Raw genomic sequence first — 12,945 nt, 5'->3', positions numbered from 1 at the left:
GCATGTCCACCGCACGCCCCCGCAACGCCACCGGCGACTCCTTCTTCGCCTGGGAGGGCGACACCCTGGTCGTCAACGTCCTGGGCAAACCTTCGGCCAGCAAGGACGCCATCGGCAAGCCCAAGGGCACCCAGCTCAAGATCAGCGTCACCGCGGCGCCCAAGGGCGGCAAGGCAACCGACCACATGGTGCGCTTCCTGGCCCCCCTGTTCGGCGTGGCGGTGGCCGACATCACGGTGGTCTTTGGCCAGGAGAACGTCAACAAGCAGCTACGCATCAAGGCCCCCAAGAAACTGCCTGCAGTCTTCCTGCAGGGCACGCCGGACGCCTCCTAAGCCGGTGTTCCCCGCAGTGGGTAGGGGCTTGCGTTTTCGCAACTTGCCATAACCGTTCCAGTACCTATACTGAAATCATCCGTTCAATGGCGTTCGCACCGGCCTGCGTTACCCGACGCACGGAGGCGCGGTCACCGTTTGCTGTGAAGTGCCCGTTTTTCAAGGAGTGCCTTATGAAACGTATTGTTTTGATCGCCGCTTCGGCCCTGCTCGCCACGCCTGTGGCCTTTGCGCAGGCCCGGAATTTTGAAGGGTTCAGTCTGGCCCTGATCGCTGATTCGTCCCGATCGACCGCCGAGGTAGTCGGAACCAGTTCGGACAGCAGCACGGTCGGCGGGCTGGGACTGGAGGCGCAATACAGCATCCCCATGGGGAACCAGTTTGTGCTGGGCCTGGGTGTCAACTACCGTGCCGGCAGCCGCAGCGCCGGAACCGTGGGCGCGACCAATTTCAGCATCAAGGATGCCGCCTCGTTTGACATCGTGCCGGGCTTCGCCCTGTCCGATTCCATGCTGGTGTATGGCAAGGTTTCCGGCCTGTCCGCCAGTGCGGTCAGTAATACGGGAGCCACGGAAAGCTCCGAGTCGATCAGCGGCATTGGCTACGGCTTGGGCCTGCGCTCGTTCATCGACAAGAACATGTACTTCCAGGTGGGCTATGACGCCAACACCTACGACAACAAGACCAAGGCGGGCGTAACCTACAAGAACAGCGCCAACGTGTTCTCACTGGGATTCGGCTACAAGTTCTGACCGTCTCTCCCCCAGCAAAAATGCCCACCAAAGTGGGCATTTTTTTGGAAGCCGGCGGGGCTCAGAACGAATAGCTGACGCCGAACCCCAGCACCGGCATGTTCTTGAGCTTGTCCATCGCGTCCTGCACCTTGGCGATCTGCGCGTCAATGTTCGCCTGACAGGCCGGTCAGTCACAGGCTACCAGCCGTCTTTATACCGGTGGACCCGGCCCGCTCTGGAAACCGTCGGCCACAAAAGACGACCCAGATCAGCGCAATGCCACAATGCGGCATCGACCGTTGTTCAATGGCAACGGAACTTTTACGCTGGCACGGGGCTCCCAATTGGCAATGACTTTCCTGTTCACCCCTCTCCACCCCGCCCTGTCGCGCGGGCCACGGATCGCGGCGCTGCTGCGCAATGCTCTTTTTTTCATAGCTATCTGCGCAGTATGGACGGGGGCAACAGCCCAATTGTTCTCCAAGAACCCAGCCCAACCCGAGTCGGCCGGCGCGATCGTGCAGACCGAACAGGTACGGGCCGAGCTGGTTGCCCATGCCCCCGACGGCGTGGGAGCGGGCAAGCCCCTCTGGCTGGGGTTGCAACTGGCCCACCAGCCGCACTGGCACACCTACTGGAAAAACCCCGGCGACTCCGGCCTGCCCACCACCCTGCAGTGGACGCTGCCGGCTGGCGTCACCGCGGGGGACATCGACTGGCCCACACCCAAACGCATTCCGATCGGCAATCTGGCCAACTTTGGCTACGAGGAAACGGTGCTGCTGCCCGTTGCGTTCACGGTCACCCCAGCCTTCCAGCCACCGGCATCGGGCGAACTGGAGATCCGGCTGACGGCCTCCTGGCTGGTGTGCCGGCTGGAGTGCATTCCCCAGGAAGGCACATTCATGCTGCGCGTGCCCGTGCGGGGCTCCACGGCCGCCCACGGGAGCGACTTTGAGCGCGCACTCCAGTCCCGCCCACGCACCCTGGCGGGCGCCGCCCAGGCCACGGTGACCGGCAACGCCCTGACGGTCTCCGTTTCCGGCCTGCCGGCTGCCTGGCACGGCCGGGCCCTGCAGGTGTTCCCCGAGCCCATCAATGTGGCCGAACCGGTGGCAACACCGCAGGCCAGCGATGCCGTGCGGCCCAGCGGCACTGCGCAGCAGGCGGGAACGCAGGCCTGGAATCAAGGTACCTGGTCCGCCCAGCTGCCCCTGTCGGCCCAGCGTGACAGCAGCCCCGACGCCCTGCCGCTGGTACTGACGCTGGGCACGCAGAGCCTGCGCATCGTGGCCCCGGTCAGCGGTACCTGGCCGGCGCTGGCCGCTCCGGCCACGGTCTCGCCGGCGCTGCAGGCCGCGCTGGACCGCAACGCGCAGTCGCAAGCGGCTCCGACCCGTTCGGACAGCGGCTGGGGTACCTGGGGGCTGGCGCTGGCCGCCGCCGTACTGGGCGGCCTGATCCTGAACCTGATGCCTTGCGTGTTGCCGGTGCTGGCTATCAAGGTGCTGGGCTTTGCGCAGCATGCCCGCCACAACCGCGCCTCGCAGCGCCTGCAGGGGCTGGCGTACACCCTGGGGGTCGTGCTCTCCTTCCTGGCGCTGGGCGGCCTCATGCTCGGCCTGCGCGCCAGCGGGGAACAGCTGGGCTGGGGCTTTCAATTGCAGTCCCCCGCCGTCGTCGCCCTGCTGGCCGCCCTGTTCACCCTGATCAGCCTGAACCTCGCCGGCGTATTCGAAGTCGGCCATCTGCTGCCCCACCGGCTGGCGTCCCTGCAAGCGCGCCACCCCATGGTGGATGCCTTTTTGTCTGGCGTGCTGGCCGTGGCCATCGCCTCCCCCTGCACGGCGCCCTTCATGGGGGCTTCGCTGGGCTTCGCCATCGCCCTGCCCGCGGGGCAGGCACTGGGCATTTTTGCCGCACTGGGCTTGGGGCTGGCCCTGCCCTTTCTGGCCGCCAGCTGGGTGCCCGGCCTGGGGCGCTGGCTGCCCCGGCCCGGCGCCTGGATGAACGCCCTGCGCCGCTTCATGGCGTTTCCCATGCTGGCCACCGTGGCCTGGCTGGTATGGATCATGGGCCACCTCAGTGGCATCGACGGCGCCGGCAGCCTGCTGGTCCTGCTGCTGGGGCTGGGCCTGCTGGTCTGGTCACTGGGTCTGCAGGGACGCAGCCGCTGGATCTTTGCTCTGATTTCGATCGCTGTCGGCGCCGCATTGGCGGCGACCATCGGCCCCAACATTCTGCGTCAGGAAGGAGGGGCCAACGGTGCTGTGGCCGACGCCCCGGCGGGCGCAAGCTGGCAGGCCTGGGCGCCCGGGCGGGTGGAGGCAGAACGGGCCGCCGGCCGCGCCGTGTTCGTGGATTTCACCGCGGCCTGGTGCATAACCTGCCAGTACAACAAAAAGACCACCCTGGCCAACAGCGAGGTCCTGGCCGACATGCAGGCACACCAGGTCACCCTGCTGCGCGCCGACTGGACCCGGCGTGACCCGGCCATTACCCGGGCCCTGGAAGACCTGGGCCGCAGCGGCGTGCCGGTGTACGTGCTGTACCCCCCCGGACGGCCCGCCGTGGTGTTTTCCGAAATCCTCAATCCACAGGAACTGCGCGCCGCGCTGGCCCAGCTCTAGGAGACCTCTGCCATGCATCCCAGCCCCGCCCCCGCCGCTGGCACCCCGCCAGACGCCATGACCACCATCCTGGAGCAGTGCCGCACCGTGGCCGTGGTTGGCCTGTCGCCCAAGCCGCACCGCGACAGCCATGAAGTGGCCCAGTACATGCAGACCCAGGGCTGGCGCATCGTTCCCGTCAATCCCAATGCCGGCACCATCCTGGGGGAAACCGCCTACCCCAGCCTGGAGGAAGCCGCACGCCACCACCGCATTGAACTGGTCAACGTATTTCGCAACAGCGCCGACGTGCCGCCCGTGGTGGCCGACGCCATCGCCATTGGTGCCCGCGCGGTGTGGCTGCAACTGGGCATTGCGCACGAGGAAGCCGCCGCCCAGGCCCGCGCTGCCGGGCTGATGGTGGTGCAAAACAAGTGCCTGATGGTGGAGCACGCACGGCACCTGCGCCAGGGCGCACCAAACAGCCCCCGCTAGCTGCGACAATGGGGGCATGAACGCACCGCACAACGCCCCCGGCAGCGCAGCTGCCCAAGACCCCACTTTTTCCCGTCTGCACAACGCCACGTTTCTGCAGGCCTGCCTGCGCCGAGCCACGGACCACACCCCCATGTGGATGATGCGCCAGGCCGGACGCTTCCTGCCCGAGTACCGCGCCACCCGCGCCAAGGCCGGCAGCTTCATGGGACTGGCCACCAACCGCGACTACGCCACCGAAGTGACGCTGCAGCCGCTGGACCGCTACCCGCTGGACGCCGCCATTTTGTTCAGCGACATCCTCACCGTGCCCGATGCCATGGGCCTGGGGCTGTCCTTTGCCCAGGGTGAGGGCCCGCGCTTTGCCAGCCCGGTGCGCGACGAAGCCGCCGTGGCCAAGCTGGCCGTGCCCGACATGGCCAAGCTGCAGTACGTGTTTGACGCCGTCTCCTCCATCCGCACGGCGCTCACGCAGGACGGCAAGGGCCGCGTGCCACTGATCGGCTTCTCGGGCAGCCCCTGGACCCTGGCCTGCTACATGGTGGAGGGCGCCGGTTCCGACGACTACCGCCTGGTCAAGACCATGCTCTACAGCCGCCCCGACCTGATGCACCGCATCCTGGCCATCAACGCCGATTCCGTGGCGGCCTACCTGAACGCCCAGATCGATGCCGGCGCCCAAGCCGTGATGGTTTTTGACAGCTGGGGCGGTGTGCTGGCCGACGGCGCCTTCCAGGAGTTCAGCCTGGTCTATACCGCCCGCGTGCTGGCCCAGCTCAAGCGCACAGGCCCCTTGGGCGAGACCATTCCCCGCATCGTATTCACCAAAGGCGGGGGCTTGTGGCTGCAGGAGATGGCGGCGCTGGACTGCGACGTGCTGGGCCTGGACTGGACGGTCAACCTGGCCCGCGCCCGCGCCTTGGTGGGCGGCGTGGAAAACGGCCCCGGCAAGGCCCTGCAAGGCAACCTGGACCCCAACGTGCTATTCGCGCAGCCGACCCAGATTGCGGCCGAAGCCGCCAAGGTGCTCGACAGCTTTGGCACCCCGTACCAAGGCAAGGGCACCGGCCCCACGCACATTTTCAACCTCGGGCACGGCATCAGCCAGCACACCTCGCCCGAGCATGTGGCGGCCCTGGTGGAAGCCGTGCACGCACACTCCCGCGCCCTGCGCGCCTGAAGTGCTTACCATTTTTTTCGCCCATTTCTGACGCTGCTGTTGCACTTATGCACAAAAATGGTCCCTCGAATCCTGCGGCATCCCCCAAATGGGGGATAGCCGCTATAAAACCGATAGCGAAGCTAAGTTATTGATTTATAAGGATTTAAAACTTTGCTTTTTTTGTGGGCATTCCAGCGAAAGCCTTGATTTTCAAGGCTTCGGCGGCCACCACGACGAGATATCAACAAAGTTATCCACAGAAACTCTGAATTTGGTGTAAACCGCTTTTAAATCAAGCACTTAAGCCCTGTTTCGCAGACTTTTCTCAACATTCCGCGCCAAGTGGCTTTTTGCCCCCCATCCCACCCTGTGGCAGAACTTTCCAGCCCATGACCCACTGGCTTTGCATCCTGGTCCAGACCCCGGCCCACGCGGCGCTGGGGTCCGTCCTGAGCTATCGAAGTGAGCTGGCACTTCCGCCCGGAACCCTGGTGCGCGTACCCCTGGGGCAGCGTGAGACCCTCGGCGTGGTGTGGGACGGTGATGCCGCCCAGGCCACCGGCGAGCTGGACCCGGACAAGATTCGTGCGGTGGCAGGAGCGCTGGACGGCATTGCCCCCCTGAGCGCCACCTGGCAACAACTGCTTACATTTACGGCCCAGTATTACCAGCGTTCCCTGGGCGAAGTGGCATTGGCGGCGCTGCCCCCCCAGTTGCGCGGACTCTCACCGGCGCAGGTGCAACGGCGCCTGAAACGACGTGCGGCCCAGCCAGCACCGGCACCCACCGACGCGGCCCGCACGGCAGGCACCGCCCCGGCCCTGACGCCGGAACAGCAGGCCGTCGTCACCCAGATCCAGTCGCACGCCGGGCCGTTCCTGCTCTTTGGCGCCACCGGCAGCGGCAAGACCGAGGTCTATCTGCACTGCGTGCAGACCCTGCTGGAAGGCAACCCCCAGGCCCAGGCGCTGGTGATGGTGCCCGAGATCAACCTGACGCCCCAGCTGGAGGCCCGCTTCAGGGAGCGCTTTGCACCCGTCTACGGCGACGACGCCGTAGTGTCCCTGCACAGCGGCATGACCAACCCGCAGCGCCTGAAAAGCTGGCTGGCCGCGCACAACGGCTCCGCGCGCATTGTGCTGGGCACGCGCATGGCGGTATTTGCCTCCCTGCCGCACCTGGGCCTGATCGTGGTGGACGAGGAACACGACCCCAGCTACAAGAGCAGCGAAGGCGCACGCTACTCGGCGCGCGACCTGGCGGTGTACCGCGGGCGGCTGGAAAACGCCAAGGTGCTGCTGGGCTCGGCCACGCCCTCGCTGGAGAGCTGGCACCAGAGCCGCCCCGCCAGCGAAGGCGGGCGCTACCTGCGCCTGCACATGCCCAGCCGCGTGGGCACGGCAGCCGGCAGCCCGGCCGGCCTGCCGCTGGTGCGCCGGGTGGACATGAACCACCAGCACCGTCACGCGGTGTTCTCCATCCCGCTGCTGGAGGCCATCAAGGAGCGCGTGGCACGCGGCGAACAGTGCATGGTGTTCCTGAACCGGCGCGGTTACGCCCCGGTGCTGCACTGCGCCGACTGCGGCTGGAAAAGCGAATGCCCGCACTGCAGCGCCTTCCGGGTGTTCCACAAGATCGACCGCACCCTGCGCTGCCACCACTGCGGCTTCACCGAACGCGTGCCCCGCGCCTGCCCCGGTTGTGGCAACCCCGACATTGCGCCGCTGGGCCGCGGCACCGAACGGCTGGAAGAGCACCTGGCCGAACTGCTGGCCGATGTGCGCCGGCCGAACTCCGTCAGCGCCGAATTCCCCGCCGGCGAGCCGGTGCGGGTGGCCCGCATCGACGCCGACACCACGCGCCTCAAGGGCGAGCTGCAGAGCCAGCTGGCCGCCGTGCACGCCGGCGATGTGGACGTGCTGGTGGGCACGCAGATGATTGCCAAGGGCCACGACTTTCGCCGCATCACGCTGGTGGCGGCTGTCAACCCGGACGGCGCGCTGTTCTCCAGCGACTTTAGGGCGCCCGAGCGCCTGTTTTCCCTGCTGATGCAGGCCAGCGGGCGCGCCGGACGCGATGCGGCGCTGGGGGAACGCAGCGAAATGTGGATCCAGACCTTCCAGCCCGCGCACCCGCTGTACGCCGCGCTCAAGCAGCACGACTACCCGGCGTTTGCCCAGGCGCAGCTCAAAGAGCGCGAGCAGGCCGGCCTGCCGCCCTTCAGCGCGCAGGCCCTGGTGCGGGCCGAGGCCCGCACGCAGGACGTCGCACAGGGGTTCCTGACGACAGCCAGCGCCGCCGCCCACAGCGACATGGCGCAGTGGCCGGGCTGGGCCGACGTGCTGGAGCAGGTGACGCTGTACCCGGCCGTGCCCATGACCATCCAGCGCGTGGCCAATGTCGAGCGGGCCCAGATGCTGGTGGAAAGCCCTTCGCGCGCCGCGCTGCAGCGTTTCTTGAGCGGCTGGCAATCGGTGCTGCACGCCACGCGCCAGGGGCCGCAGGGCAAGGGCCTGATCCGCTGGGCCATCGACGTCGACCCGCTGGCCATCTGAACGGCGCTACAGCCCCAGCGCCTTGCGCACGCCCGCGCCGTAGGCCGGATCGGCCAGACTGCAGTTGGCAATGTGGCGCTCCTTGATGGCCGTGGGCGCATCCCCCATGGCGCGCGCCGTGTTGTCGAACAGCACCTGGCGCTGCGCCGGGCTCATCAGGCGAAACAGGGCGCCGGGCTGCGAGTAGTAATCGGCGTCCTCGCGGTGGTTCCAGTGGTCGGCCACGCCCTCCAGCGACAGCGGCGGCTCGCGGAAATCGGGCTGCTCGGCCCACTGACCCGCGCTGTTGGGCTCGTAGGCCAGCGTGCCGCCGTGGTTGCCGTCCACGCGCATGGCGCCGTCGCGGTGGAAGCTGTGCACGGGGCAGCGCGGCGCGTTCACGGGGATCTGGTGGTGGTTCACGCCCAGGCGGTAGCGTTGGGCATCCCCATAGGAAAACAGCCGCGCCTGCAGCATCTTGTCGGGCGAGAAGCCGATGCCGGGCACCACCTGCGCCGGGTTGAAGGCCGACTGTTCCACTTCGGCAAAGAAGTTCTCCGGATTGCGGTTGAGCGCAAAGTAGCCCACCTCCTGCAGCGGGTAGTCCTTGTGCGGCCAGACCTTGGTCAGGTCGAAGGGGTGGTAGGGCACCTTGGAGGCGTCCTTCTCCGGCATGACCTGCACGTACATCGTCCATTTCGGGAAGTCGCCTTTTTCGATGCTGTCGAACAGGTCGCGCTGGTGGCTTTCCCGGTCCTTGCCGATGAGGCTTTCAGCCTCGGCGTCGCTCAGGTTCCTGATGCCCTGCTGGGTGCGGAAGTGGAACTTGACCCAGTGCCGTTCGTTCTGCGCGTTGATGAAGCTGAAGGTGTGCGAGCCAAAGCCGTGCATGTGGCGGTAGCTGGCCGGAATGCCGCGCTCGCTCATGACGATGGTCACCTGGTGCAGGGCCTCGGGCAGCGAGCTCCAGAAATCCCAGTTGTTCGTGGCGCTGCGCAGGTTGGTGCGCGGGTCGCGCTTGACAGCGTGGTTGAGGTCGGGGAACTTGAGCGGGTCGCGGAAGAAGAAGACCGGCGTGTTGTTGCCCACCAGGTCCCAGTTGCCCTCCTCGGTATAGAACTTGAGGGCAAAGCCGCGGATGTCGCGCTCGGCATCGGCCGCGCCGCGCTCGCCGGCCACGGTCGTAAAGCGGGCAAACAGCTCGGTGGTCTTGCCGATCTGGCTGAACAGCTTGGCACGCGTGTACCGTGTGATGTCGTGTGTCACGGTGAACGTGCCATACGCGCCGGACCCCTTGGCGTGCATGCGCCGCTCGGGGATGACCTCGCGGTCGAAGTGGGCCAACTTCTCCAGCAGCCACACGTCCTGCAGCAGCGCCGGGCCGCGCGGGCCGGCAGTGAGGATGTTCTGGTTGTCGACCACCGGCGCGCCGGCAACGGTGGTCAGGGCGGGACAGACGGGTTTGCTACGCATGGCATTTCTCCTGGAGTGGACCGACGGATGGGCTTGACACAGGCGCACGATAAGCCGCGCGGGAAAATAGGGCAATGGGGCCCAGGCAATGGCCGTCATAGCCATTTCCCCCTTCGCACCGGCCAGGAAGGCCCCGCAGTTTGCTATCGTTTGCATAGCTGTCGACGCATATTGCACAAGGACTTCAGCCGTATTTCTTCATGCAAAATCAGCACCCCTGCCGGTCATCGCCCTGCGCCGGCATAGGGAGAGCATCACCCGGTAAGATGGCACGCTTGTCTGCCCGTAACGTCTGCATGTCTGCCCCTTCCTCCCCCGCCTCTCCCGTCAACCACGGCCTCAACTTGGCCCAGCAGGAGGCCGTCAACTACCTGCACGGCCCCTGCCTGGTGCTCGCGGGCGCCGGCTCGGGCAAGACCCGGGTGATCACGCACAAGATCGGCCGCCTGATCCAGATGGGCATGCCCGCCCCGCGCATTGCCGCCATCACCTTCACCAACAAGGCGGCCGCAGAAATGCGCGAGCGCGCCAAGGGCCTGATCGGCAAGGCGGCCAAGGATGTGCTGGTGTGCACCTTCCACGCGCTGGGCGTGCGCATGCTGCGCCAGGACGGCGACGCGCTGGGCCTCAAACCCCAGTTCAGCATCCTGGACAGCGATGACGTCACCAGCATCCTGAAAGACGCCGGCGGCAGCACCGACGCCGCCACCGCCCGCCAGTGGCAGTGGACCATCAGCGGCTGGAAGAGTGCCGGGCTGAACGCCGCCCAGGCCCTGGCGCTGGCCGAAGACGACAACGCCCGCATCACCGCCACCGTGATGGCCCGCTACGAAGAGCGCCTGACGGCCTACCAGAGCGTGGACTTTGACGACCTGATCAGCCTGCCCCTGAAGCTGCTGCAAGACCATGCGCACGTCCGACAGAAGTGGCAGGCTCTGATGGGCCACATCCTGGTGGATGAATACCAGGACACCAATGCCACGCAGTACGAAATGCTCAAGCTGCTGGTGGGCGGCAACCCGGCCGACAGCGCCCGCTTTACCGCCGTGGGCGACGACGACCAGTCCATCTACGGCTGGCGCGGGGCCACGCTGGACAACCTGAAGAAGCTGCCTGTGGACTTCCCGGCGCTCAAGGTCATCAAGCTGGAGCAGAACTACCGCTCCACCTCAGCCATCCTGCGGGCGGCCAACAACGTGATCGGCCCCAACCCCAAACTCTTTCCCAAGACGCTGTTCAGCGAACTGGGCGAAGGCGAGCCGGTGCGCGTGGTGGATGCCGACAACGAAGAACACGAAGCCGAGCGCGCCGTGGCCCGCATCCAGAGCCTGCGGGCCGAAGGGGCGCTGGCGCAGGCCGGCGCCCAGTACAAGGATTTCCGCCACTTTGCCGTGCTGTACCGGGCCAACCACCAGGCCAAGCCGTTCGAGAAGGCGCTGCGCAAGGCGGGCATTCCCTACAAGGTGTCGGGCGGCCAGAGCTTTTTTGACCGGGCCGAGATCCGCGACCTGTGTGCCTGGTTCCGCCTGTGGGCCAACAACGACGACGACCCGGCGTTCCTGCGCGCCGTGACCACGCCCAAGCGCGGCATCGGCCACCAGACGCTGGGCACGCTGGGGGTGTATGCCAGCCAGTACAAGCTCAGTCTGTTTGAAGCCCTGTTTTCGTCCTCCCTGGGTAGCGCCCTGGGGGCCAAGGCACTGGGTAGCCTGCACGAGTTCGGCCGTTACGTGAACGACCTGCAGTACCGCGCCCGCCAGACCGAGGGCGCCGAGGCTGCCCGCGCCTTCATCACCGAATGGCTCAAGGAAATCGGCTACGAGAAGCACCTGTACGACGGCGAAGACAGCGAGAAGGTGGCTGCAGCCAAGTGGGCCAACGTGATGGAGTTCTGCGACTGGATGGCCCAGCGCTGCGGCGGCCAGATCGACGACGCCGGTGGTGCCACCATGGCCCGCGAGACCAAGAGCCTGCTCGAGGTGTCGCAGACCATTGCCCTGCTCTCCACCATCAGCGAGCGCGAGAAAGACCAGGACGTGGTCACGCTGTCCACCCTGCACGCCGCCAAGGGGCTGGAGTGGCCGCATGTGCTGCTGGTGGGGGTGACCGAAGGCATGCTGCCCTTCAAGCTGAACGACGGCGCCGACACGCCGGGCGGCTCCGAGCGCGCGCACGAGGCCGCCAATGACGACGTGGCCACCCGCCTGCAGGAGGAACGCCGCCTGATGTATGTGGGCATCACCCGCGCCCAGCGCAGCCTGGCCGTGAGCTGGACCCGGCGGCGCAAGAAGGGCCGCGACATGGTGACCGCCCTGCCCAGCCGCTTCATCGCGGAGATGGGGCTGGACCAGACCACCGTCAAGGAAGACCCGCGTGAAAAACTGCGCGCCCTGCGCGCCGAATTCGCCAAGAAGGCGCAGGAAACGGCGGCCGCCCAGACCCAGGCGGGTCTGGCATGAAGCCAATAGCTCCTTTTTTGATAGCAATCTGCGCAATATCGACGGGCGCAGAAGCCCAAAATGGCGTTGAGAAACCGGGTGCGGCGTGGCAAGCATGCACCCGCCTGAACGCCGCACCCGAGCGACTGGCCTGCTTCGATCGCTGGGCCGGGGAACAGGCACCAGCGCCAGCCGCCACGGTGGCCGCCGCAGCGGCGCCGGAGCCCCCCGTCGCCCCGGCGCAGCCCAGCCACACGGTCTTCAGCGGCTGCAAGAACCCGCAACTGACACCCCTGTCGCGTTTCTGGGAACTGGAGCCCGCCAGCGATTGCGGCACGTTTGGCCTGCGCGGCTACAAGCCCATCAGCCTGTCGGTCATCGGCTCGGACAGCGTCAACACGGCGCCCTCCTCGCCCACGGCCGGCCATGCAGCGCCCTACGCGGCCTACAACACCCAGGAGACGCGCATGCAGCTCTCGGTGCGCACCAAGATTGCCCAGGGTCTGCTCACGGGCGGCGACCCCAACCGGCTGGATTCCCTGTGGTTTTCCTACAGCCAGCAGTCGTACTGGCAGCTGTTCAACAACGACCTCTCGCGCCCATTCCGCTCCACCGACCACGAGCCGGAGCTCACCTACATCTTCCCTCTGGAAAGTGCCTTGCCCCTGGGCTGGCGCCTGCGCTACATCGGTCTGAGCGCCAACCACCAGTCCAACGGCCAGAGCCTGCCCTATTCGCGCAGCTGGAACCGGGTCATTGCGAAGGCAGGGCTGGAATATGGCAACCGCTGGGTGATCAACGCCAGCGTCTGGCAGCGCATGCCCGAAGACGCCGCCACCGACGACAACCCCGACATTGCCGACCTGGTAGGCCGCGCCGAAATCGCCACCACCTGGAACTTCGACCCCGACAACGCCTTGACCATGACCGTGCGCCACTCCCTGCAGGCCAACATGAACGGCTCGGTCCGCCTGGGCTGGCTGCACCGGCTCGGCTCCGCCAGCACGAACAGCGAACGCAGCGAACTGCGCCTGCACACGGAGCTGTTCAGCGGCTACGGCGACTCGCTGCTGGATTACAACCGCAAGCGCACCGTGCTCAGCATGGGACTGACGCTGCTGGACTGGTAGCTGCGCGGCGACCATCTCCAAGGGCTTTCATCACC

The 12,945-nt window shown here is 66.7% G+C and carries 9 protein-coding genes; 8 read left to right on the top strand and 1 reads right to left on the bottom strand.

The features are described from left to right. Positions 1–2 precede the first annotated feature (2 nt). The 6 genes from AC1Q5W_RS12525 to priA all read left to right on the top strand — a co-directional run bounded on the left by AC1Q5W_RS12525 (position 3) and on the right by priA (position 7,890). Positions 3–335 carry a DUF167 domain-containing protein gene (locus AC1Q5W_RS12525; protein WP_492644943.1) on the top strand — a complete coding sequence of 111 codons (333 nt, stop codon included), beginning with the start codon at positions 3–5 and terminating at the stop codon, positions 333–335. Between the two features lie 173 nt (positions 336–508). Beyond that, positions 509–1,087 (top strand): outer membrane beta-barrel protein, encoded by a 579-nt coding sequence (locus AC1Q5W_RS12520; RefSeq protein ID WP_492644942.1) that lies wholly within the window; start codon positions 509–511, stop codon positions 1,085–1,087. A 332-nt stretch (positions 1,088–1,419) separates the two neighbouring features. Continuing rightward, positions 1,420–3,699 (top strand): protein-disulfide reductase DsbD family protein, encoded by a 2,280-nt coding sequence (locus AC1Q5W_RS12515; protein ID WP_492644941.1) that lies wholly within the window; start codon positions 1,420–1,422, stop codon positions 3,697–3,699. 12 nt (positions 3,700–3,711) lie between these two features. After that, positions 3,712–4,173, top strand: a complete 462-nt coding sequence (locus AC1Q5W_RS12510; RefSeq protein WP_492644940.1) for a CoA-binding protein — start codon at positions 3,712–3,714, stop codon at positions 4,171–4,173. 16 nt (positions 4,174–4,189) lie between these two features. Then, entirely contained in the window at positions 4,190–5,353 is a 1,164-nt protein-coding gene (gene hemE, locus AC1Q5W_RS12505) for a uroporphyrinogen decarboxylase (protein WP_492644939.1), read from the top strand. Positions 5,354–5,724: 371 nt separating this feature from the next. Continuing rightward, entirely contained in the window at positions 5,725–7,890 is a 2,166-nt protein-coding gene (priA, locus tag AC1Q5W_RS12500; protein WP_492644938.1) for a replication restart helicase PriA, read from the top strand. A gap of 6 nt (positions 7,891–7,896) precedes the next feature. Here priA and AC1Q5W_RS12495 read toward each other — a convergent pair whose 3' ends face one another. Continuing rightward, complete coding sequence (locus AC1Q5W_RS12495) at positions 7,897–9,342, bottom strand: catalase (RefSeq protein ID WP_492644937.1); 1,446 nt, start codon at positions 9,340–9,342, stop codon at positions 7,897–7,899. A gap of 296 nt (positions 9,343–9,638) precedes the next feature. On the opposite strand from AC1Q5W_RS12495, the gene AC1Q5W_RS12490 reads away from it, so the two are divergent. Both AC1Q5W_RS12490 and AC1Q5W_RS12485 read left to right on the top strand, forming a co-directional pair. Beyond that, positions 9,639–11,801: an ATP-dependent helicase gene (locus AC1Q5W_RS12490; protein WP_492644936.1), complete on the top strand. Its 2,163-nt coding sequence runs from the start codon at positions 9,639–9,641 to the stop codon at positions 11,799–11,801. After that, complete coding sequence (locus AC1Q5W_RS12485; RefSeq protein ID WP_492644935.1) at positions 11,798–12,910, top strand: phospholipase A; 1,113 nt, start codon at positions 11,798–11,800, stop codon at positions 12,908–12,910. The genes AC1Q5W_RS12490 and AC1Q5W_RS12485 overlap by 4 nt, the downstream gene beginning before the upstream one ends. The last annotated feature ends 35 nt before the right edge of the window (positions 12,911–12,945 follow it).

It is taken from the genome of Rhodoferax sp. MLSD5-FHT05B10, from assembly GCF_058793415.1.
Note: the sequence above shows the minus strand (reverse complement) of the source record. Positions and strands in the feature narration are given on the sequence as shown.